Annotated in this window: 22 protein-coding genes, 5 tRNA genes and 1 pseudogene; 4 read left to right on the top strand and 24 right to left on the bottom strand. The window is 49.4% G+C overall.

All coding sequences use genetic code 11. The features are described from left to right. Positions 1 to 46: 46 nt before the first annotated feature. The 22 genes from rplL to KZ771_RS12725 form a co-directional block, all read right to left on the bottom strand. On the bottom strand, positions 47 to 421 hold the full coding sequence (gene rplL, locus KZ771_RS12830) for a 50S ribosomal protein L7/L12 (protein ID WP_133540866.1): 375 nt from the start codon (positions 419 to 421) through the stop codon (positions 47 to 49). Positions 422 to 474: 53 nt separating this feature from the next. Further along, positions 475 to 993 carry a 50S ribosomal protein L10 gene (gene rplJ, locus KZ771_RS12825; protein ID WP_133540869.1) on the bottom strand — a complete coding sequence of 173 codons (519 nt, stop codon included), beginning with the start codon at positions 991 to 993 and terminating at the stop codon, positions 475 to 477. A 266-nt stretch (positions 994 to 1,259) separates the two neighbouring features. Next, positions 1,260 to 1,955 carry a 50S ribosomal protein L1 gene (gene rplA, locus KZ771_RS12820; RefSeq protein WP_133540871.1) on the bottom strand — a complete coding sequence of 232 codons (696 nt, stop codon included), beginning with the start codon at positions 1,953 to 1,955 and terminating at the stop codon, positions 1,260 to 1,262. Between the two features lie 3 nt (positions 1,956 to 1,958). Beyond that, entirely contained in the window at positions 1,959 to 2,387 is a 429-nt protein-coding gene (rplK, locus tag KZ771_RS12815; RefSeq protein WP_133540873.1) for a 50S ribosomal protein L11, read from the bottom strand. Between the two features lie 137 nt (positions 2,388 to 2,524). Further along, complete coding sequence (nusG, locus tag KZ771_RS12810) at positions 2,525 to 3,064, bottom strand: transcription termination/antitermination protein NusG (protein WP_133540875.1); 540 nt, start codon at positions 3,062 to 3,064, stop codon at positions 2,525 to 2,527. 1 nt (position 3,065) lies between these two features. Then, positions 3,066 to 3,446 (bottom strand): preprotein translocase subunit SecE, encoded by a 381-nt coding sequence (gene secE / locus KZ771_RS12805; RefSeq protein ID WP_133540877.1) that lies wholly within the window; start codon positions 3,444 to 3,446, stop codon positions 3,066 to 3,068. A 52-nt stretch (positions 3,447 to 3,498) separates the two neighbouring features. After that, positions 3,499 to 3,574: transfer RNA gene (locus KZ771_RS12800), tRNA-Trp, on the bottom strand. 396 nt (positions 3,575 to 3,970) lie between these two features. Then, the gene (gene tuf, locus KZ771_RS12795) at positions 3,971 to 5,155 is read right to left on the bottom strand and encodes an elongation factor Tu (protein WP_290653836.1); all 1,185 of its coding nucleotides are present in this window, start codon (positions 5,153 to 5,155) and stop codon (positions 3,971 to 3,973) included. A gap of 79 nt (positions 5,156 to 5,234) precedes the next feature. After that, positions 5,235 to 5,310, bottom strand: a tRNA-Thr gene (locus KZ771_RS12790). Between the two features lie 13 nt (positions 5,311 to 5,323). Beyond that, positions 5,324 to 5,398: transfer RNA gene (locus KZ771_RS12785), tRNA-Gly, on the bottom strand. Positions 5,399 to 5,436: 38 nt separating this feature from the next. Further along, positions 5,437 to 5,521: transfer RNA gene (locus KZ771_RS12780), tRNA-Tyr, on the bottom strand. A gap of 16 nt (positions 5,522 to 5,537) precedes the next feature. Beyond that, positions 5,538 to 5,613, bottom strand: a tRNA-Thr gene (locus KZ771_RS12775). Between the two features lie 316 nt (positions 5,614 to 5,929). After that, positions 5,930 to 7,225 carry an adenylosuccinate synthase gene (locus KZ771_RS12770; RefSeq protein WP_290653835.1) on the bottom strand — a complete coding sequence of 432 codons (1,296 nt, stop codon included), beginning with the start codon at positions 7,223 to 7,225 and terminating at the stop codon, positions 5,930 to 5,932. 135 nt (positions 7,226 to 7,360) lie between these two features. Beyond that, entirely contained in the window at positions 7,361 to 8,254 is an 894-nt protein-coding gene (gene hflC, locus KZ771_RS12765) for a protease modulator HflC (protein WP_290653834.1), read from the bottom strand. After that, positions 8,254 to 9,414 carry an FtsH protease activity modulator HflK gene (gene hflK, locus KZ771_RS12760; RefSeq protein WP_133540699.1) on the bottom strand — a complete coding sequence of 387 codons (1,161 nt, stop codon included), beginning with the start codon at positions 9,412 to 9,414 and terminating at the stop codon, positions 8,254 to 8,256. The genes hflC and hflK overlap by 1 nt, the downstream gene beginning before the upstream one ends. A 76-nt stretch (positions 9,415 to 9,490) precedes the next feature. Next, positions 9,491 to 10,783, bottom strand: a complete 1,293-nt coding sequence (hflX, locus tag KZ771_RS12755; RefSeq protein ID WP_133540698.1) for a ribosome rescue GTPase HflX — start codon at positions 10,781 to 10,783, stop codon at positions 9,491 to 9,493. Positions 10,784 to 10,806: 23 nt separating this feature from the next. Then, positions 10,807 to 11,064, bottom strand: coding sequence for an RNA chaperone Hfq (gene hfq / locus KZ771_RS12750; protein WP_133540697.1), 258 nt, complete (start codon positions 11,062 to 11,064; stop codon positions 10,807 to 10,809). Between the two features lie 192 nt (positions 11,065 to 11,256). Continuing rightward, the gene (miaA, locus tag KZ771_RS12745) at positions 11,257 to 12,207 is read right to left on the bottom strand and encodes a tRNA (adenosine(37)-N6)-dimethylallyltransferase MiaA (protein WP_133540696.1); all 951 of its coding nucleotides are present in this window, start codon (positions 12,205 to 12,207) and stop codon (positions 11,257 to 11,259) included. Next, positions 12,200 to 13,945 (bottom strand): DNA mismatch repair endonuclease MutL, encoded by a 1,746-nt coding sequence (gene mutL, locus KZ771_RS12740; RefSeq protein WP_133540695.1) that lies wholly within the window; start codon positions 13,943 to 13,945, stop codon positions 12,200 to 12,202. The genes miaA and mutL overlap by 8 nt, the downstream gene beginning before the upstream one ends. Continuing rightward, positions 13,945 to 15,276 carry an N-acetylmuramoyl-L-alanine amidase gene (locus KZ771_RS12735; protein ID WP_290653833.1) on the bottom strand — a complete coding sequence of 444 codons (1,332 nt, stop codon included), beginning with the start codon at positions 15,274 to 15,276 and terminating at the stop codon, positions 13,945 to 13,947. The genes mutL and KZ771_RS12735 overlap by 1 nt, the downstream gene beginning before the upstream one ends. Beyond that, a complete protein-coding gene (tsaE, locus tag KZ771_RS12730; protein WP_133540693.1) occupies positions 15,273 to 15,749 on the bottom strand; it encodes a tRNA (adenosine(37)-N6)-threonylcarbamoyltransferase complex ATPase subunit type 1 TsaE in 477 nt (158 codons plus the stop codon). The genes KZ771_RS12735 and tsaE overlap by 4 nt, the downstream gene beginning before the upstream one ends. Before the next feature lie 13 nt (positions 15,750 to 15,762). Continuing rightward, entirely contained in the window at positions 15,763 to 17,319 is a 1,557-nt protein-coding gene (locus tag KZ771_RS12725; RefSeq protein ID WP_290653832.1) for an NAD(P)H-hydrate dehydratase, read from the bottom strand. On the opposite strand from KZ771_RS12725, the gene queG reads away from it, so the two are divergent. Then, positions 17,318 to 18,457 (top strand): tRNA epoxyqueuosine(34) reductase QueG, encoded by a 1,140-nt coding sequence (queG, locus tag KZ771_RS12720; protein ID WP_290572639.1) that lies wholly within the window; start codon positions 17,318 to 17,320, stop codon positions 18,455 to 18,457. The two genes, KZ771_RS12725 and queG, sit on opposite strands and share 2 nt — an antisense overlap. A gap of 15 nt (positions 18,458 to 18,472) precedes the next feature. On the opposite strand, the gene KZ771_RS12715 is transcribed toward queG, so the two are convergent. Further along, positions 18,473 to 18,676 (bottom strand): YheV family putative zinc ribbon protein, encoded by a 204-nt coding sequence (locus KZ771_RS12715; protein ID WP_133540691.1) that lies wholly within the window; start codon positions 18,674 to 18,676, stop codon positions 18,473 to 18,475. An 80-nt stretch (positions 18,677 to 18,756) separates the two neighbouring features. Between KZ771_RS12715 and KZ771_RS12710 the strand changes: the two are divergent. From KZ771_RS12710 to KZ771_RS12700, 3 genes and pseudogenes are all read left to right on the top strand, one after another. Continuing rightward, positions 18,757 to 20,680: pseudogene (locus tag KZ771_RS12710) on the top strand (ATP-binding cassette domain-containing protein). After that, positions 20,677 to 21,693: a hydrolase gene (locus KZ771_RS12705; RefSeq protein ID WP_290653831.1), complete on the top strand. Its 1,017-nt coding sequence runs from the start codon at positions 20,677 to 20,679 to the stop codon at positions 21,691 to 21,693. Before KZ771_RS12710 ends, KZ771_RS12705 begins: the two are co-directional and overlap by 4 nt. Continuing rightward, complete coding sequence (locus KZ771_RS12700) at positions 21,693 to 21,935, top strand: YheU family protein (protein ID WP_133540689.1); 243 nt, start codon at positions 21,693 to 21,695, stop codon at positions 21,933 to 21,935. The genes KZ771_RS12705 and KZ771_RS12700 overlap by 1 nt, the downstream gene beginning before the upstream one ends. Here the strand turns inward: KZ771_RS12700 and cysQ are convergent. Further along, complete coding sequence (cysQ, locus tag KZ771_RS12695; RefSeq protein WP_290572630.1) at positions 21,907 to 22,719, bottom strand: 3'(2'),5'-bisphosphate nucleotidase CysQ; 813 nt, start codon at positions 22,717 to 22,719, stop codon at positions 21,907 to 21,909. The genes KZ771_RS12700 and cysQ overlap by 29 nt on opposite strands. Positions 22,720 to 22,723 lie beyond the last annotated feature (4 nt).

Genomic DNA, 22,723 nt, shown 5'->3' with positions numbered 1-22,723 from the left:
ACCACCAGCCTAAGGCCGCTAGGCCAGATGTAGAGCTAAAGTTAAATTACTTAACTTCAACTTCCGCACCAGCTTCTTCAAGCTGCTTTTTCAGCTCTTCAGCTTCGTCTTTGCTTACGCCTTCTTTGACTGCTACTGGAGCAGACTCAACCATAGCTTTAGCTTCTTTCAAGCCAAGGCCAGTTGCGCCGCGTACTGCTTTGATCGCTGCAACTTTGTTGCTGCCTGCGCCTTTCAGTACTACGTCAAATTCAGTTTTCTCTTCAGCTGCTGCTTCGCCGCCAGCTGCTGGAGCAGCTACTGCTACTGCCGCAGATGCGTCAACGCCGAATTTTTCTTCAGCTGCTTCGATCAGTTCAACCAGTTCCATAACTGGCATTTCAGCGATCGCGTTTAAGATATCGTCTTTAGTCAGAGCCATTACTCTAAACTCCTGGGTTGATAATTACAAAAAATGGTTAAAAAACCAACGTATTATTTAGCGTCTTTAATTGCAGCCAACGTTCTAACGAACTTGCTAGGTACTTCGTTAACAGTCTTAACGAATTTGCTAACAGGTTCTTTGAAGGTGGCGAGCAATTTAGCCAATGCTTCGTCACGAGTCGGAAGTGAAGCAACTGCATCCAGTTTTTCTGGACCCATGATGCCATTACCGATTGACAGAGCTGTCACTTGCAAGTTCTTGTTTTCTTTTGAGAAGTCTTTGAACAAACGAGCTGATGCGCCCGGTGCGTCCAATGAAAACCCATAAACAAGAGGTCCTTTAAGTGCATCGCCCATGTCTTCAAACTGAGTGCCTTCAAAAGCGCGTTTTGCCAGTGTATTTCGTACAACTTTAACGAAAATACCCTGCTCGCGAGCTTTCTTGCGCAACGCAGTCATATCGGCTACTTCGATGCCTCGATATTCAGCAACGGTGACGGCTAGCGCATTTGAAGCAACTTCGTTAACTTCCTTAACGATGGCTTTCTTTCCGGCTAAACCAATTGCCACTGATATCACCTCGTTTTCAATTTGGGACCGAAGTCCCTCGTTACAATTAGGTGGGACAAAACCCACCGCGTTGTCACGGTGATTCTCTACCCAGAGAGCCTGAGTCGGATATCACCATCTGCGTAGGAAATTAAGTGCCACTACCCAATATTCCGGGATACTCGCGGTACACCTACGGTCTTGGACGGGAGCCTTGCTTTGTTGCTATTAACAACGCCACGGCAGCTCCAACCCATAAACCATTACATTAACCTAACTGAAGCGAATTAAACAGCTGCTACAGTTGCCTGGTCAATGCTTACGCCAGCGCCCATTGTGGTGGACAAGCTGATGCGTTTTACATAAACACCTTTAGCTGATGAAGGCTTCGCTTTTTTAAGCGCGCCTAACAATGCTTCAAGGTTTTCTTTCAATTTGTCGTTATCGAAATCAACACGGCCGATTGTTGCGTGAACAATACCGTTTTTGTCGTTGCGATAGCGAACCTGACCTGCTTTAGCATTTTTAACTGCTGTTGCTACGTCAGGAGTTACCGTACCTGTTTTCGGGTTAGGCATCAGGCCGCGTGGACCTAAGATTTGACCTAATTGACCGACAACACGCATTGCATCAGGCGAAGCGACAACTACGTCGAAGTTCATCTCGCCCTTCTTAACTTGCTCTGCCAGATCTTCCATACCAACGATGTCAGCACCGGCTTCTTTCGCTTTCTCTGCATTGTCACCTGAAGTGAATACAGCGACGCGAACGTCACGACCAGTACCGTTTGGCAGTACAGTAGCACCACGAACGTTTTGGTCAGATTTACGAGCATCGATGCCTAAGTTTACTGCGACATCAACACTTTCTGTGAATTTTGCTGTTGCTAACTCTTTTAACAGAGTGATAGCTTCATTCACATCGTAATCACGGGCTTCAACTTTCTCTGCGATCATTCGAGCGCGTTTTGTTAATTTAGCCATTGATTAGCCCTCCACGTTCAAGCCCATCGCACGAGCAGAGCCGGCGATAGTGCGTACAGCTGCGTCCATGTCGGCAGCAGTCAAATCAGGTTCTTTTGTCTTAGCAATTTCTTCTAATTGCGCGCGAGTTACCGTACCAACTTTCTTGGTGTTTGGCTCGCCTGAACCACTTTTGATACCAGCCGCTTTCTTCAACAAGAAAGACGCAGGAGGTGTCTTGGTAATGAATGTGAATGAACGGTCTTCGAATACTGTGATTTCAACAGGAACCGGTGCACCCTTTTCCAGGTTATCGGTTTGCGCGTTGAACGCTTTACAGAATTCCATGATGTTCACACCGTGCTGACCCAATGCTGGACCAACTGGCGGTGACGGGTTAGCTGAACCAGCAGCTACCTGTAATTTGATGATGGCTGATACTTTTTTCGCCATGATTATCACCTCTGTTGTGGGTTTAGCGCCTCGTAATTTGTCAGAGTCAAATTACTCAATCGGCTTCCCGTTAAAAAAGGACGCGAATTATAGGATAATTCGCACCCATGATCAATGCTTGCGTGGTTATTTTTTGATCACGCTTTTTCTATCTGTCCGAACTCCAGATCAACTGGCGTTGCGCGACCAAAAATTGATACCGATACCGTTACGCGACTTTTCTCGTAATCCACTTCTTCGACCGTGCCGTTGAAATCGGCAAATGGACCGTCATTAACACGCACTACTTCGCCCGGTTCAAATAACGTTTTCGGCTTAGGCTTGTCTTGAGAGTCTTGCAGACGGTCAAGAATTGCGTCAGCTTCACGCTTAGAAATAGGTGTAGGACGCTCTGCTTTACCGCCAATAAAGCCCAATACGCGAGGGACACTTTTTACTAAGTGCCAGGTCTCGTCGTCCATTTCCATCTCGACTAACACGTAGCCGGGAAAGAATTTACGTTCGCTTTTACGACGTACACCAGCTTTCATTTCGACAACTTCTTCTTTAGGTACTAAAACTTCCCCAAACTTGTCTTCCAAGCCGTGCATTTTGATGTGTTCTTTTAGAGATTCGGCTACGCGCGCCTCAAAACCGGAAAAAGCTTGTACAACGTACCAACGTTTATTATCGCTCATATTAAATCTCCAAACCGGTTAGGAAGCCAACAACACGCACTAAGATACCGTCCAGGCCCCATAAGATTAATGCTACGATAACCGTCGCAACAACCACGATTAGGGTTGTCTGAGTCGCTTCCTGGCGTGAAGGCCAAACGACTTTGCGCACTTCGGTACGGCTCTCTTTAGCAAACGCTAAAAATTGACGACCTTTGCTGGTCATTGCTGCAGTAAAACCTGCCAAGCCAACTAAAATGACCACCGCAATAGCGCGGTATAATACAGAAACTGTTTCTGTGTAATAGTGGTTGCCGCCGATAGCAACGACCAACAAGGCGATGGTTATAATCCACTTAACGCTATTTAAGGAACTGCTTTGCGTGTCGTTATTTGCGCTCATTCTAAAATCCTAATTGCGACTGCCGTTTCGCTCAACGAACTGATATAAAATCTGGCAGGGGCGGAGGGATTCGAACCCCCAACCGTCGGTTTTGGAGACCGCTGTTCTGCCGTTGGAACTACGCCCCTGTATTTTCCCTGGCACGAGTTACGGGCTCAGGATTGGACGCGGTATTATACCTAAGACTGCGCGAAGCGCAACACTCACTTCGTTCGCGGCGCTTTGCCCCTGCGGGGCGGCCGTTTGTGCCTGCGGCACGGCTGTTTGTTGCTACGCAACGGCTGTTTATGCGCTCGCTTCGCTTGCGCACGGCCTTTTGCGCCTGCGGCGCGGGAAAACATAAATACTAAAACCTAAACAACCTTGTTTTTGGTTTTACCGCCGCCGCAGGCGGCAAACAGCCGTAACCGCCGAAGGCAGGTTACAAACAGCCATCGCCGCAGGCGATAAAAGGCCGCCCGGAACGGGCAAAAAGCCATAAAAAAACCCGGCCGAAGCCGGGTTTTTATCAACACGTGTGTTGATTAGTCGATGATCTTAGATACAACACCTGCACCTACAGTACGACCACCTTCACGGATTGCGAAACGCAAACCTTCGTCCATTGCGATTGGAGCAATCAGCTCTACAACAAACTTCAGGTTGTCGCCCGGCATAACCATTTCTACGCCTTCCGGCAATTCTACTGCGCCCGTTACGTCAGTTGTACGGAAGTAGAACTGTGGACGGTAGCCTTTAAAGAATGGCGTGTGACGGCCACCTTCGTCTTTGCTCAGTACGTAGACTTCTGCTTCGAACTTAGTATGCGGCGTGATTGTACCTGGCTTCGCCAATACCTGACCACGCTCTACTTCGTCACGCTTAGTACCACGCAACAAGGCACCGATGTTCTCACCTGCACGACCTTCGTCTAGCAGCTTACGGAACATTTCAACACCAGTAACGGTAGTCTTCGTGGTGTCTTTCATACCAACGATTTCACACTCGTCGCCTGTACGCACGATACCGCGCTCTACACGACCCGTTACAACGGTACCACGACCTGAAATCGAGAATACGTCTTCGATTGGCATGATGAATGGCTTATCGATGTCACGCTCTGGCTCCGGAATGTATGAATCTAGCGCGTCTGCCAGTTCAACAATCTTCTTAGACCACTCTTCATCGCCTTCCAGTGCTTTCAGGGCTGAACCCTGGATTACCGGCAGATCGTCGCCTGGGAATTCGTATTCTGATAACAGTTCACGAACTTCCATTTCTACCAGCTCTAACAACTCTTCATCGTCTACCATGTCACATTTGTTCATGAATACAACGATGTAAGGGACGCCTACCTGACGTGACAACAAGATGTGCTCACGTGTTTGTGGCATTGGGCCGTCAGTTGCCGCTACTACCAGGATTGCGCCGTCCATCTGCGCTGCACCGGTGATCATGTTTTTAACATAGTCAGCGTGCCCTGGGCAGTCTACGTGTGCGTAGTGGCGAGTTGGCGTGTCATACTCAACGTGAGAAGTCGAGATAGTGATACCACGCTCTTTCTCTTCTGGCGCGTTATCGATGGCTGCGAAGTCTTTCGCCGCACCACCATAAACTTTTGCCAATACAGTTGTAATAGCAGCAGTAAGAGTAGTTTTACCGTGGTCAACGTGACCAATGGTGCCGACGTTTACGTGCGGCTTCGAACGTTCAAATTTTTCTTTAGACATTGCAGCCTCTCTAACAAAATTCTTTCGGTGATTACCTTTTACCGTATACCGTTGGTTTGTTAGATGGGCCAAATAGGATTGGTGCTGATAGGCGGATTCGAACCGCCGACCTCACCCTTACCAAGGGTGCGCTCTACCAACTGAGCTATATCAGCACGGATTGTAGCTTGGAGCGGGTGGCGGGAATCGAACCCGCGTCATCAGCTTGGAAGGCTGAGGTAATAGCCACTATACGACACCCGCTGAAACTATTTGGGCCACCTCAAAAACCAAGAATTGCGTGGTGGAGGGGGCAGGATTCGAACCTGCGAAGGCTGAGCCGTCAGATTTACAGTCTGATCCCTTTGGCCACTCGGGAACCCCTCCCAAATGCAATTTGAATTGGTGCCGGCAGAGAGAGTCGAACTCCCGACCTACTGATTACAAGTCAGTTGCTCTACCAGCTGAGCTATGCCGGCACCCCGGTTAGGTGGAGCGCATTCTATGGTACTAAATTTGATAGTGCAATAGCTTTGCGCAAAAAAATTGATATTTTGTGTTCGGTTGGTCAGTTTTTGACTTGTTCGAGCAAAAACTGAACTTTCTCGAACGGTTTGGGCTCGCTGTGCTCGCGGTTTAGGTCGCTAACGCGACGGGTTAGTTCGCTTGCTACGCTCGCGCAGGTTTAACGTTGGCAAACAGTCTACCTTAAACCGAAAGCAAGCGAAGCGCGCTTTCCCATACCGTTGCGTCAGTAACCCAAACCGCGAGCGAAGCGAGCCTAAAACACCAGCGTTAATCGAACGGGTGCCGCAATACGATAGTCTCAGCACGATCAGGGCCCGTTGAGATAATATCAACAGGCACGCCGGTCAATGCCTCGATGCGGGCAATATAAGCCAACGCCTCTGGTGGTAATTCACTGTGCTGTGTTAAACCGACTGTGCTTTGCTGCCAGCCCTTCATTGTCTCGTAAACAGGCTCAACCACGTCATAGTCTTCTGCGGCCATCGGCGGATACTCGCTGATGCTGCCATCAGCTTTCTTGTAGCCGATGCATATTTTCAACTCGTCGAGGCCATCAAGTACGTCTAACTTAGTTAAACAGAAGCCACTGATTGAGTTAATTTGTACCGCGCGGCGCATTGCTACGGCATCTAACCAGCCGGTGCGACGTTTACGCCCGGTCGTAGCACCAAACTCATGGCCTTTTACACCCAGGTGTTCACCGACATCGCAATCCAGCTCAGTAGGGAAAGGGCCACTACCGACGCGTGTCGTGTAGGCTTTTACAATGCCCAACACGTAATCAAGATATCGCGGTCCAAAGCCTGCTCCGGTGGCCACGCCTCCTGCGGTAGTGTTGGACGAGGTTACATACGGATAGGTGCCGTGATCGATATCCAGCAAGGTGCCTTGTGCACCTTCAAACATGATTTTGTCGCCATTTTTGCGAGCTACATCCAATAGCGCGGGAACGTCGGCTACCATCGGTTTAAGTACTTTGGCAAACTCGCGGCACTGGGCTAGTACGTCATCAAATTTTATCGCGTCAGTTTTATAGTATTCGGTTAATGCAAAGTTATGGTACTCAACCAATTCTTTCAGCTTTGTTTCAAAGCGCTCTGCATTAAACAAGTCACCCACACGCAGACCTCGGCGTGCTACTTTGTCTTCGTATGCGGGACCAATACCACGGCCCGTAGTGCCAATGGCTTCTTTGCCAAGCGCTTTTTCACGCGCCTGATCAAGGGCAATATGAAACGGCAGGATTAACGGGCAAGCTTCGCTGATACGAAGGCGCTCCTTCACCGGAACATCGCGCGCTTCCAGCATCGCCATTTCTTCCATCAGGGCTTCCGGTGACAACACCACACCGTTGCCGATGATGCATTGCACGTTTGAGCGCAAAATACCGGAAGGAATTAAATGTAAAACCGTTTTTTCACCGTCAATTACCAATGTATGGCCCGCGTTATGGCCGCCTTGATAACGAACGACAAGCGTTGCCTTATCGGTTAACAGATCAACTATTTTACCTTTACCTTCGTCACCCCATTGGGTGCCGAGAATTGCGACGTTCTGACTCATGTTTGCCCCGCGTAAAAAAAAAGCGCGGCAATTCTAACCTTTTGCGGCGCTTTTGTACACGGACATTAAAAAAGCCCCTGTCGATTTTTTAAACACCGACAGGGGCTTTACTAAGTTATACAACGAGCCAACCGATTAATCTTCGATTTGGCCTTGCATATCTTGCAAGTACTTGAAGAAGTCACTCTTACCATCAAGCACTAACACATCGCTACCTGAGCCGAATGATTCAGTATACGCTTCCATGCTACGAATGAACGAGAAGAACTCGGCATCCTGTGAGTAGGCATCAGCGTATATTTTTGCTGCCTGCGCATCACCTTCACCACGCAACTCACGCGATTGACGCTTAGCATCTGCCAACATGACGGTCACCCGTGCATCGACGTCGGCGCGAATAAATTCAGCTTGTTCACGACCTTCGGAGCGATGCTCAGTTGCTACGGCCTGACGCTCTGCTCGCATACGCTGATAAATTGACTGACTTACTTCGTTCGGTAAGTTAATCTGCATAACCCGCACGTCGATAACTTCGACACCCAGATCACTTGCACTCTGAGCACCTTTAATCAGTGCTTCGCGCATTAACTCATCACGCTCACCCGAGACAATATCAGAAATCGTGCGGCTACCAAACTCACTGCGTAAGCCACTGTTGATACGACGTGTAAGCAAGGCTTCAGCCTGTAAGATATTACCGCCGTTGGTGCTTAGGTAAAAAGTCGAAAAGTCGTTAATACGCCACATCACATAGGTATCAACAATCAAATCTTTTTTCTCACTGGTCACAAAACGATCCGGGTCGCCATCAAGCGTTTGCAAACGTGCATCTAAACGTTTAACCGTTTCGATAAACGGGATCTTAAAGTGCAAACCAGGTTCGAAAACCATAGCTTCACCGGTTTCGGCATTGCGCTCAACCTTACCAAACTGGATTAAGATTGCGCGTTCGCCTTCTTTAACCACGTAAATAGATGACAGGCCGAGCGCAACCAGAACGACAACGATAATTGCGATTAAATTTTTCATTATTCTCGACCTCCACTACGGCTGCTCGAACGCACCGGGCTCGAATTATTCGAGTTACTGCTGTTTGAGCCACTCGACATATCGGTTGGTACCCTCGCTGGCGAGAACGATGTCACATTACGCCCCTGCTTTTCCAAAATCTTATCCAGCGGCAAGTACATCATGTTATTGCTGCCTTCAACATCCACCAATACTTTTGGTGTTTTGCTGTACAAGTCTTGCAACGTATCCAGGTAGATACGCTCGCGTGTCACTTCCGGCGCTGCATTATACTCAGGCAATAATTCATTAAAGCGCGCGACTTCACCCTGTGCTTCAAGAATAATCTGCTCTTTATAAGCTTGCGCTTCTTGCAACATACGACGAACTTGACCACGCGCCAGTGGTTCCACTTCACGCGCATAGGCTTCAGCTTCGCGGATGAAGCGCTCTTCATCCTCTTGTGCGGCAATGGCATCGTCAAACGCGTCTTTTACTGCTTCCGGCGGACGCGCAGGCAGTAAGTTGATGTCAACGATTTGCAGACCCATCGTATAGGGTTGCACCGTTGACTCCAGTAATTCGAGTGTACGCGCACGCACGTCTTCACGACCACGGGTCAAAACTTCATCCATAGTCGTGTGACCGACAACATAACGTAACGCACTGTCTGTTGCCTTTGACAGCACTGAGTCTGCATTTACCACGTTGAATAAATAACTGCGTGGATCAACAACGCGATACTGTACGTCAAGCTGTACCACAACCACGTTCTCGTCCTGGGTTAACATAAAACCTTCAGTACTGTCTGAGCGGATATTGTTAACGTCCACATGCTCAACGGTATCAATAAATACCGGGCGCCAGTGCAGGCCTGACTCAACCAATGTGTGGAAATTACCAAACCGCAGTACGACACCACGATCAGCTTCTTTAACGGTATAGAAACCTGCAATAAACCAAACAATGACAGCAATAATGGCAATCAGCCCGACACCTTTTGCCGGAATGCCAGAACTACCGCCTGAACCACCACGTTTGTTACCACCGCCAAAGCCAAACTTGGCAAACAGTTTACGTAGTGCCTCATCGAGATCGGGGGGACCCTGATCTTTACCCCCCTGGTTTTTCCATGGGTCGCGGTCATTGTTGCCGCCATTACCCGGTTGGTTCCAAGCCATGGACTACTCCACTTTAGTTTTAAATCTCTAGTTTAAAATGTAGCGTTCTAAAAAGTTAGCAACGCTACAGTGTAAATTAACTCGTGCTCTGTACAAACTGCTGCAGTTGATGATCAAATTGTTTTTGCAGTTTTTGCCAGTCAACTGCCGACATTCTAACCGCTAGGTTGAACTGTCCGCTATCATCTACCTGCTCTTCGGCAACACTGTTAAGACTGTACAATGTACCACGAAGTTTACCCATTGAGGGCGGTATTTTCAGCTGCAAGTTGACCATCTGTCGCCCCAGCCGCTCATGCAGGGCGTCATAAATCAGTGAAAGACCGATACCCTGCTGCGCCGAAACCCAGACACGGATTGGATTTCCCTCATCGTCACGATCGATTTTTGCGTCAACATCGTCGAGTTTATCAATTTTGTTGCAAATCATTAACTGCGGCACATCACCAGCGTCAATTTCCTCTAACACCTCGGTGACCTGATCGACGTTATCTTGATAGTGCTCGTCGGCTATATCCACCACATGTAACAGTAAAGTTGCGTCTTGAGTCTCTTGCAACGTCGCTTTAAAAGCGGCCACTAAATCATGCGGCAAATGGCGAATAAAACCTACGGTATCAGCCAAAATTACGGTACCGACTTCGTCAACCTCAATTTTACGTAAGGTTGGGTCCAGTGTCGCAAATAACTGGTCTGCCGCATAAACGTCTGCGGTACTCAGTTGATTAAACAGTGTCGACTTACCTGCGTTAGTATAGCCAACTAAACTAACCGTTGGTATTTCCGCTCTCTTCCGGGCTCGGCGCCCCTGCTCGCGCTGCTTTTGTACTTTCTCCAGGCGCTTCAGGATGTTTTTAATGCGCCCGCGAATCAAACGACGGTCAGTTTCAAGCTGTGTTTCGCCGGGGCCACGCAAGCCGATACCACCTTTTTGACGCTCAAGGTGGGTCCAGCCTCGTACAAGCCGCGTCGAGATGTGTCGCAACTGCGCCAGCTCTACTTGCAACTTACCTTCGTGAGTACGAGCCCGTTGCGCAAAAATATCCAGAATCAACCCGGTACGGTCTAATACGCGACACTGACAAATTTTTTCGAGGTTCCGTTCCTGAGTTGGCGATAGGGCATGATTAAATATAACAATGCTGGCCTGTCGTTCTTTAACCAGCTCTGCTATTTCTTCTGCCTTACCACTACCGACAAAGTACTTTGGATTTGGTGAACTGCGGCTAGCAGTGACTACACCGAGTGTTTTAACACCAGCGGAGTCAGCAAGTAATTGTAATTCCGAGAGGTCTTCACGGTCGACTTCGGCGGGTAAGTCCATGTGGACCAGTACAGCGTAATCGCCACCTTCATATCTGTCGAACAAGTTTTAATGACCTCCTATAGGATTTATTCTGGTGCGTCAGCGAGATCTTGCGGATTCTGCTGTGGCAAATAGTTCTGCGGTATTCGCGCAGGCACGACGGTTGAAATCGCGTGCTTATATACCATCTGACTGACCGTGTTCTTCAGTAAAACAACAAACTGATCGAATGATTCAATTTGGCCTTGCAGCTTGATACCGTTTACCAGGTAAATTGACACTGGTATACGCTCACGACGTAAAGCGTTCAAAAATGGGTCTTGTAAAGTTTGCCCCTTCGCCATGCTGGATTCCTTATTCTCGTTATTTATATCCACGGTAAAAATTTATCGTAATACAAGTAACTACGATAGTTATCTACCCTAGACCAGTCATTATTTTTTGCAACATAATTTGGATCTTCGCATGCAAAAAACCGAACGATTATTCTTTACGTTGCGCTGCCCTCATTTGATCTATGGGCTTTGATTAAAATTTCAATCGTATTGCGAAAATCTTTTTGCCGGCAGTGACAACGCCTGTTGCACCTGTTCGCTCAATTGCCCGGCATCAGTTTCGAACCACTGCACGCCCTGCCAGTTACGTAACCAGGTTAGTTGGCGTTTAGCTAGCTGCCGAGTTGCAATAATGCCACGTTCACGCATCGTCTGGTAATCATAGTCGCCGGCGATATACGCCCACATTTGGCGGTAGCCAACACACCGAATAGAAGGTAAGTCCGGATGTAAATCGCCCCGTTCATATAAAGCACGCACTTCCTCTTCAAAAGGTTGTGCCAGCATTTGGTCAAAACGTTGCTCGATGCGCTGATGTAAAACGTCGCGTTGCTTTGGTGCTATTGCAAATTGATAAACCGGGTAACTGAGTTGACCACGACGTGACTGTGTCAGTTCCGTTAATGTTTTGCCGCTGATCCTAAAAACCTCTAACGCACGCAATGTGCGTTGTGGATCATTTTCGTGAATACGGGCAGCACTAACGGGATCTATGTTGCTCAATTGTGCATGCAGCGCGGCCAAGCCGTGTTGTTGTAGCTCGTCCGTCAATTGCTGGCGAACCTGCTGGTCCGACTCAGGCAGCACTGACATCCCCTCCAGCAAGGCTTTAAAATAAAGCATGGTGCCGCCCACTAGTAGCGGCACTTTGTCACGTGCCAATATATCTTCGATACATTGCCGGGCATCGTGCTGAAATTCAGCAGCTGAATAACTCTCGGCAGGGTCTCGAATGTCAATTAAGTGATGTGGTACCTGCGCTTGCTCTTGCTGACTTGGCTTGGCGGTACCAATATCCATACCTTTATAAATTAGTGCGGAATCCACAGACACAATCTCGCAGGGTAGCTGTTGAGCTAGCTCTAACGCCAGCGCTGTTTTTCCTGCGGCAGTGGGGCCATAAAGGCAAATGACGAAGGGCGGTTTATTCATTAGCGGGTGATTCACTTTCAGTTTGCGGCGGCTTTACATTATAGCGCATTGCGTTATCTTCCTGCAGTTGCTGTTGCCACTGCTGCAACCAGTGCTCTGCCTGCACTAAGGAGTAATCACTATTGAGTGCTTTAGTAGCAAGCCAACCAGCCACTTCGGTCCAGCTATCGTGCTGAAGTACCTGTCGAATAAGACCCATCGCGTGATGGGCAACATTACCCTGACGCAACATCGACGGCATGGTATCTATTACTAATCGCGACCCGTTAACCCTAAAGTTCATCCCACATTGGTTCAAGCGCGGACTTTGTTGCATTAACTCAGCCGGACTTATAGCAAACTGTTTTAAGTCGCAGCTGACTTCAACTAACAGTGGTTGCCCCGCTAAGCCATGCTGTAGTTGACTTTCTAATTGCTTACCCATGATCGAACGCTGTACCGCGCACAAGTCAAGCCAGGCTACGCTTTCCTCTCTACGCATCAACAGCCATTTTTGTTGCACCACAGTCAAGGCGCGCCAGCTGATATTTTTACCAGGCAGACTTTGTGTATTAACTGCATTAGGCAGAATACTCGCACCGGCCCGATAGCCCGTCATCGACTCATTCAACTGAGGTGTCGACTGACTGTAACTATGGCTCTTATGTCCCTGAGTTTGGCTCGGTGTCGCCGGCTCATCAACCGTCGGTGCTTCAGCAAGCTGTGGTGTGCTAGTCTCTTGCTCCGCTAGTGCATGCTGCTGTCGCAATGCATCGGTCACTGCTTGTAAAATAAAGTCATGCACCTGGCGTTGTTGGTGAAAACGCACCTCGTGTTTGGCCGGATGAACATTAACGTCAACCTGTTGTGACGGCAGCCAAAAATACAGCACATAAGTCGGCACTCGCTCTGGCAGTAAATAGCGCTCATAGGCTTGCCGGATAGCATGGTTTAATAATTTGTCACGCATCATGCGACCATTAACAAAGCAATACTGAATGTCAGCCTGGTGACGACACGCTTGTGCTGGAGCGATCCAACCAGTCACGCTATAGGGCGCTGCTTCACGTTCGATGTAAAGAGCCTGCTCAGCAAATTGTTCACCACATACTTTAGCCACCCGACGCCTTTGCTGCGCTTCGCTCAGGTCACGTAAACGCGGGTAATGGCGAACCCTTTTACCTTGATGATTAAGGGTCACGGCAACATCAAAACGACTCAAGGCGATACGTTTTACCGTCTCGTCAATATGGGCAAATTCAGTCTTCTCGGTACGCAGGAATTTACGCCGCGCCGGCGTATTAAAAAATATATCCTGAATATCGATGCTGGTGCCATCGGGGTGAGCTGCGGGCTCAATTCTGACGCCCATATCGCGCCCTTCCGTCCAAGCTTGCCAGGCTTCGCTTTGTGACGCTGGTTTAGACGTTAATCGTAACCGCGAAACTGAACTTATACTGGCAAGCGCCTCACCTCTGAATCCTAAACTTTGTATTGCTTCCAGATCATCCAGGGTTGCGATTTTGCTGGTTGCATGACGCGTCAGCGCTAGCGCCAGTTCATCTTTTGCGATACCACAACCGTTGTCACGGATACGAATGCGTTTGATACCGCCGTTCTCGATGTCAATACTTAGTTCATCAGCACCCGCATCAAGTGCATTTTCTACCAACTCTTTAACCACTGACGCAGGGCGTTCAACCACTTCTCCGGCAGCAATCTGGTTTGCTAATTCTATGGGTAATTGGCGAATAGGCATTAGCGCGGTATCGTCAGTTTTTGACCAATACGTAACATCGAACTGGTTAAATTATTTGTGCGCTTAATGGCATTTACTGTGGTGCCATAACGTTCAGCCAGCACCGATAAAGAGTCACCAGACTTAACAACGTACTCAATACTCTCCTGATTAGCCAACAGCGTATTATCCAACGGATTATTAATAAAATATTGCCGTACGCCGTTATAAATTGCTCGCGCCAACTTTTGCTGATGCCCGTTGCTGTTTAAAAGCCTTTCCTCTTCAGGGTTTGAGATAAAACCTGTCTCGACTAAAATTGACGGTTTGTCGGGAGATTTCAGTACCGCAAAACTGGCTGCTTGCGGTTCAGTCTTGTGCATTTTGGTAATGCGAGACATCTCGCTGATGATATGCCGCGACGCTGAATATGCGCCAGCGATAGAGCTATCCATCGACATATCTAGCAGAGTTTGTGCTAAAAAGGGCTCATGCCCGGTGTCTCGAATAATACTCTCGGCACCACCGAGTAACGCAGACTTACGCTCAGTTCCCTCCAGCCAACGACCCACTTCCGAGTCGGCACGGCGCTTTGACAAAACCCATACCGAGCCGCCGCGGGGTTGTGGCGTTCGAAACGCATCGGCATGAATAGAAACAAAAAAATCAGCTTTCGCTTGCCATGCCTTTTGTGGCCGCTCATTCAAATCGACATAATAGTCGCCCGAGCGTATTAAATAAGCCTGCATTCCAGGGTCATCATTAATCATGCTGGCCAGTGCTCGGGCTATTTTAAGCACTACATTTTTCTCGTATGTACCACGAGGCCCAATCGACCCGGGGTCATCACCGCCGTGACCGGCATCAATCGCTATGGTGACTTTGCGGTCTTTTAGTTCAGCTATCGATTTAGCCGGCCCGCTGCGTTCCACTGACTTACCTGGTAAGTCGACAACTAAGCGATCCGGATAGGACTCATTTGCCGGAAGCGTGAATATTTGTGGGTCACTTTTTTCTGCAAGCTCGATGACAATACGGGTATCACCCGCTTTTTTGGGGGAGCTGGTGCGCACTAGATTAACCAGTAAAGACGCGTCCCCCAGTTCGCTGAGATTCGCATTAAGAGCGGTATTGTTAAAGTCTATAACCAGCCGTAACGGATCACTCCCATACAACGTAAAGTAGCTATAGTCGGCTTGCTGACCTAAGTCGAAAACAATTCGGGTTTTGTCGGGAGACGGCCATGCCCGCACGCTTTCAATACTATTTTGCGCAGCCGCTACCGTCGACGTCAGCCATAGCAAAACGCCGGTGAGTATCGCTAGCCACCTACTTGACCCCGATGTATTCATAATGATTTTATTAGCGCCTGTGCTGTTGTTGTTTTTGCTTTTAATTCGATCATTCTACCCTCATCCTGATAGCTTAATGTTATATCAAGATCGGCCGCGGGCAACCAACCCTCGCCTCGTTCAGGCCACTCTATTAAGTTCAGGGTATCCGCGGCAAAGTAATCTCTGATTCCCATATATTCAAGTTCTTCCGGGTCGGCAAGTCGATACAAATCAAAGTGATGAATGCGCCAGCCCTTCAATTGGTATGGTTCAACTAAGGTATAAGTGGGGCTTTTGACCGCTCCCTGATGACCGAGGGCCGTGATAATGCCACGGCAAAATGCTGTTTTGCCGGCACCGAGTTCGCCGTGTAAATAAATCACCAACGGCGTGGATAGTTTAGCAGCCAGGCGTGTCGCCATCGCCAAGGTTGCTGATTCGTTCTCTAAAAACTCGCTGCGCACGCTCAACGCTGTTTGATTTTCTGTCATTTTTACTGCTCATTCACTCAATAGGTAAACCATTTACCAGGCGTCGTATCGGCACCAATAAATCCGAAGCTAAGGTGCCTCGCTCGCCGCTTTTTGCACAATGTTCGCCTGCTACGGCATGCCAGAAAGATGCCGCGATCAAAGCTTGCGCCGGCGCTAGCTGTTGCCCCAGCAAGCCACCGATTAACCCTGCCAGACAATCCCCCATGCCCCCACTAGCAAGTGCTGGACTACCTCGACCGATGACAAAATTACCACGATCAGAGGCAATCAGGCTACCCGCACCTTTCAGCAGCGCCTGGCCACCAAAGCGCTGGCGTAATAATTTGACCGCAGCAAAACGATCCTGTTCCACTTCATTGCCAGAACACTGTAATAGCCGAGCTGCCTCACCGGGGTGCGGCGTTATAATAAACCGATCTGACTTATCAGGCTGTTTTGCCATTAAATTAAGTCCATCAGCGTCAATCACAGTAATGCGTGCCGTTTTTTTCATCACCTGGTTGAACAATTGCAATGACCAGTCGGTTTGCCCCAACCCCGGTCCCAGCACAATAATCGATGCTTGCTCCAGTAACGGCTCAAGTTCTTCAGCGTGCTGTATTCCATGCACCATGGCCTCGGGTTGCGCGACAGCAATAATCGGTGCCGATTGTGGATGACAGGCAACGGATACCTTACCCGCACCACTGCGAAGCGCAGCCAGCATAGCTAACGTTGCTGCACCCGACATACCAGCATTACCACCGATAACCAATACATGACCAAAGTCGCCTTTATGGGCATCTCTTCGCCTTGCGCCCAGCCATGGATAGTAAACATCCTTATCAAGTAGCTGCCATGATGACGCATTCGCCTGGCTAAAGGCGTCCCCAACGCCTAAATCAGCTAATATGATATCACCACAAAGCGCGGGACCTTTTGCGCTATATAAACCGCGTTTCCTGGCCACCATGGTTACGGTATTAGTCGCCATTATCGTGGCCCCCAGCTGCTTGCCTGTATCGGCGTCTAAGCCGGACGGCACATCCACCGCAAGCACCGGCAACTGGCTTTGGTTAACGCATTGAACCCAACGCTCCAACTTCCCTTCCAACGGTCTGTTTAAGCCAATACCAAAAACAGCATCGACGATCAGATCGAATCTATCTGCAGTAAAGTCATCAAATTCCTGCTCAGTTCCACCTAGTTCACGCCATGCCTGGCGCGCATGCTCAGCATCATTATCGTCGCTATGTTGCAGCGACTTACCCGGGTTCAGGGCGTATACGGTCACTCGGTAACCCTGTTGCGACGCCAGCCGCGCTATTACATAACCATCCCCGCCGTTGTTTCCCTCGCCACAGAATACTGCAACGCTGGCACCACTCGGTACCATTTGCTGGAGCTGTTCAAACACAGCTCGTCCTGCCCCGGCCATCAGCGCCCTCATGCTCAGGCCTGATTTTTCGGCGGCTTGTTGTTCGCCGCTACGAACCTGTTCTGCACGATACAAACTTTGTGATAAGCTTTTTTTATTCGATTCTTCAGTAGATTCTGACATCATCGCCTCAACTCGGGTTTTTATCATGCCGGACACACCATTAAGCGAGCCACAATTACAACAGCTAGCCAGCGATATTAAGCGCTGGGGGCATGAACTTGGCTTTCAAAAAGTTGGCATCGCCGACCTTGATCTCAGCCGTCATGAAGCTAGCTTACAAGAGTGGTTAGATAAAGGCTATCACGGCGAAATGGGTTTTATGGAACGTCATGGCATGTTGCGTGCGCGCCCCGCTGAACTGCACCCTGGCTCTGTCCGCGCAATATCAGTGCGAATGAACTACTTACCGGTTGAAGCCGGTTTTGCAAAAACGCTAAATGATTCCAATAAAGCATTTATTTCACGTTATGCGCTCGGCCGTGACTATCATAAGTTACTGCGGAAGCGGCTTAAACAGCTCGGCGATAAAATAAAAGCCCAATTTGACGACACTGACTTTCGCCCGTTTGTGGATTCGGCCCCAATAATGGAGCGACCTTTAGCAGAAAAAGCAGGCTTAGGCTGGACCGGTAAACACACGTTGATACTGGACCGGGACAGTGGCTCCTGGTTTTTCCTTGGCGAACTACTAATAAACCTGCCATTGCCCGTCGATCAGCCGGTCGAAGAGGGCTGTGGCAGTTGTACCGCCTGTATGACGATTTGTCCAACTCAGGCCATTGTTGGCCCTTACGAACTCGATGCACGGCGCTGCATTTCCTATTTAACTATCGAGCTGCGGGGCTCTATACCGGAAGAATTGCGCCCACTGATGGGTAACCGCATTTACGGCTGCGACGACTGTCAGCTTATCTGTCCGTGGAACCGTTACGCGCAGCTAACCGACGAGGCGGATTTTAATCCCCGCCAGTACCTGCATAGCCCTCAATTACTTGCGTTATGGCAGTGGGATGAGGAAACCTTTAAAAGCCGTTTAGAAGGGTCACCCATTCGCCGTATCGGTTTTGAATGTTGGTTGCGCAACCTTGCCGTCGCGCTGGGTAATGCAGATGCAGATGCGGAAATCATTGCAGCACTCGAGTGGCGCAGTGGTGAGGTTTCTGACATGGTGCAGGAGCATATAGATTGGGCATTAGAACGGCAACGTTCCGGAGCCGCCAAAGTCACCCAACAACTTAAGCGTCTGGTGCGCGTGGTCGAAAAAGGCCTGCCCCGGGATGCCTAGCATTGCTGCATTGAGTTACTCGGGTTTAAACACCCCGATTACCTGATCGAATTCGCGTTCACTGCCGCCACCCTGTGATTTAGGCTCACTAAACCGATGCTTACAAGCAACGCATTCTACCTGCTCGATATCATTTTCAAAAAACAACATCAGCGTATCCATGTCGCCACACTTGGGGCAGGTTGCCCCGGCTATAAAACGCTTTTTCTGTTTGGCCACAATCACTCCTGTGCCTGACAACGGCTAAAATGGTAGACTTTCACTATTGTAACTTAACGGCAGGCAGCGATAAACAGACCATGATCACAGCCGAAAAACTTGCCCTACTACGCGGCGGACAAACATTATTTGATGACAGTAACTTCCAGGTTTTCCCTCAACACCGGGTCGGACTGGTGGGTAAAAACGGCTGTGGTAAGTCGTCACTGTTCTCGTTATGCCGCAACGAATTACAAGCGGACGAAGGGCAACTCAACATTCCCCGCCAAATGGCGCATTGCCAGCGTTGCGCAGGATACGCCGGCATTAGAGCAAAGCGCGTTAAACTATGTCATTGACGGCGATAAGCCCTACCGCCAACTGCAGTCGGAGCTTGACCAGGCTGAATCAGCAAACGACGGCCATCGCATAGCAGAAATCCACGACCAGCTTGCCGCTATTGGTTCATTTGATATTGAAGCGCGCGCCAGCGCTATGCTGGCCGGACTCGGATTTGAACAATCACAACTGGGGAATCCGGTAAAATCATTTTCCGGCGGTTGGCGTATGCGCCTGAACCTTGCCCAGGCGCTGATGGCTCGTGCCGATTTATTGTTGCTCGATGAACCAACTAACCACCTGGATGTTGATGCGATTTTCTGGCTGGAGGATTACCTGAGGCAGTTTGACGGCACCCTGATTTTAATTTCTCACGATCGTGATTTTCTGGATTCGGTTTGTACCGATATTTTGCATATCGAACACCAACGGATCACACAGTATCGCGGCAATTACAGTCAGTTTGAAGCGCAGCGCGCCGAGCAAATTGCGCAACAACAAAGCCAATACGAAAAAGCGCAGGTTATGCGTGAACACCTGCAAAAATACGTCGACCGTTTTCGCTATAAGGCGAGTAAAGCGAAGCAGGCACAAAGCCGGTTAAAGGCCATTGAAAAATTACCGACTCAGGCTCCGGTGCGCGCGCAGGCAGATATTCGGTTTAGTTTTTTAACCCCACCGCAACTGCCTAATCCGCTAATGACGTTGCGTGACACGCGCGCGGGGTACGGTGATACCACCATACTCCGGCACATTAAGCTGAACCTGGTGCCCGGAACGCGGTTAGGGCTGTTGGGCCGCAATGGCGCGGGTAAATCAACCTTAATTAAATTATTGGCAGGTGAGTTGCCACCGTTAGATGGCGAACGCACGGTATCCCCCGGCTTGCGCATCGGTTATTTTGCTCAGCATCAATTGGAAACTCTCGATTTACAGGCTTCTGCCCTGCTACACCTGCAACGACTGGATCCACAAGCCAGCGAACAGGCATTAAGGGATTTTCTGGGCAGTTTCGGCTTTTCCGGCGATCAGGCAACACGTTCGGTTGAACCAATGTCTGGTGGCGAGAAAGCGCGCCTGGCACTGGCAATTATTATTTATCAAAAGCCGAATCTACTGCTACTGGATGAGCCGACCAACCATTTAGACTTGAGCTTACGCGACACGCTGGTTGACGCTCTGCAGGAGTACGAGGGCGCACTCATTGTCGTCGCGCACGATAGACACTTGCTACGTACAACGGTTGATGAGTTTTGTTTAGTTGCCAATGGCGAGGTTAATCCGTTTGACGGTGATTTGGATGATTACCACCGTTGGTTGCAAAATCAGGCTGCCGCGCAGCGCAGTGAAGCCAAGCAAACCGATAACAGCGATGATAAAAAACGCGACCGCAAAGAACAGAAACGTCTTGAAGCTACATTCCGTCAGCAAGTTGCACCGCTCAAAAAGCGTATTCAACAACGCGAAACCGAAATCAGTAAGCTCGAACAACAACTGTCCGACCTGCACGCTCAACTCAGTGACAGTTCACTGTACGACGATAGCAACAAAGACAAACTACAGCAGCTACTGACAACTCAAACCGAATTAAAACAGTCGCTCGAACTAGCTGAGAGCGATTGGATGGAAGCCGAAGAGGAACTCAGCCAGCACCAGCAAGAATTTGAGCAGGCGAATAACGCATGAATATAGCTAACTTCATTCCACCATTGGGATTAAGCAACCCGCATTTGCAAACACTCTGGCCCCGTGCGGTTTTGCCTAAACGGCCCTGGTCAGGTGATTGGCAAATGTTCGAGTTAGCGGACGGAGACTTCGTCGACTTGTGCTGGCGAAAGCGTCCCGAAAAGGGGTCGAAACGGCCTCTACTGGTGATTTTCCACGGGCTGGAGGGTTCTGTTGACTCTCCCTATGTATGGCAGACCATGGAGCAGGCACATGCGTTAGGTTGGACTACCGTGGTAATGCATTTTCGCGGTTGCGGAATAAGTGGTATTAATCGACTACCGCGCGCTTATCATTCCGGCGACACCACTGATGCAACCGAGTTCTTAACCTGGCTACAGCAGACCTACCCGGACGCGCCGTTATATCTGGCTGGCTTTAGTCTTGGTGGTAACATGCTCGCACAATTATTAACAACCGCAGCAGGCAAAGCCGCCAAGGCCGCTGCTATCGCCTGTGCGCCGCTTGATCTGCACTCATGTTCTGAGCGAATCGACCAAGGCTTCTCGAAGCTTTACAGACGTTACCTGCTGACCCCGTTAAAGCAAAAATTTGAGCAAAAACGTGAGCAAGGTATCCTCGACGAGCAACATCCTCTGGCCACGTTGGATGTTAAGCCCATGCGTAGCTTTTTTGAGTTTGACGATAAAGTGACCGCGCCCTTACACGGTTTTACTGGTGTAGACGATTACTATCAGCGCGCCAGCGGTAAACAATTTTTAGCCGATATTAGCGTACCAACACTTATTATTCATGCTGAGGACGATCCCTTTATGGGGGCTGCGGTGGTGCCTGACAAAATGCAGCTATCGGCTTTCATTCGCTATGAATTAAGCCCGCACGGGGGCCACATGGGCTTTATCCAACGCCGCAGCAACCAATGGCATAGCTGGTTACCGGAGCGGCTTTTACAGCACCTGGCAAGCTATCAAAGCAATACACTGCATTACCATGACCACAAAGGAGCGTGTTAATGAGAATTCCCTGGCAAGAACTCGATGCAGAAACGCTGAACAATTTGTTAGAGTCAGTTGTGCTGCGCGAAGGCACCGATTATGGCGAGCAAGAACTCAGCTTTAATGCAAAAGTTGAACAGCTGCGCGAAAGACTTAAACGTGGCGACGCCGTTATCGTTTATTCCGAGCTACATGAAAGCGTTGATATTGTTGCACCAGACCAGGTAAGTGCTAGCGAAAGCGCGGCGGACGAGCAATAAAAACTTGCTCCCAGTCAACGCGGGGATCACCTAACACCATAAAGTTAGGGTTTAGCAAGCTCACGGTTTTATTGTAAGTGATGGGTTCGAAGTTTTCGTTTACTAACGAACCGCCCGCTTCACTGACAATAACTTCAGCGGCGGCGGTGTCCCATTCCCCGGTCGGGCCTAAACGCAAGAAGCAGTCGGCTTTACCCTCGGCGATAAAGCACGCTTTGAGTGAGCAGCTACCGGCTGGCAGTGGTTGTAATTCGCGCTGTGTTTGAATTCGTTTTAACACCGGACCACGGGCCTGACGGCGACTGATGGCAATAACAATGGGGTCATTTTGCGGGTCACTCATGGCCCTGACGCGAATTGGTTCGCTGCCGCTAGCCGTTGTTTTGGATGCGCCCTCGCCCTTTCGGGCTGCATACAGACTATTACCGGCTGGCCAGAAAATCACCCCCAGAGTCGGCTGATTGTGTTCAACTAAAGCAATGTTGACAGCAAAATCACCGGATCGTGATATAAACTCCTGCGTGCCATCGATAGGATCAATGAGAAAATAACGCTGCCATTGACGGCGTTGTTGAAAGTTTTCGTGCTCGCTCTCTTCCGACAGTACCGGGATATCCGGAAACTCCTGACGTAGCCGTTCAATAATGAGTTCACTGGCGGCAATGTCGGCACTGGTTACCGGCGACTCGTCCGGCTTTTCATAAGTTGAATAGTCGCGGCGTTCATAAAGCCGCATGATTTGCTCTCCCGCTTCGCGGGCAATACTGGCAACAATATCCAGCATGGTT

The sequence above is a fragment of the Idiomarina sp. genome (assembly GCF_019431395.1).
In the GTDB taxonomy this organism is placed as follows: domain Bacteria; phylum Pseudomonadota; class Gammaproteobacteria; order Enterobacterales; family Alteromonadaceae; genus Idiomarina.
Note: the sequence above shows the minus strand (reverse complement) of the source record. Positions and strands in the feature narration are given on the sequence as shown.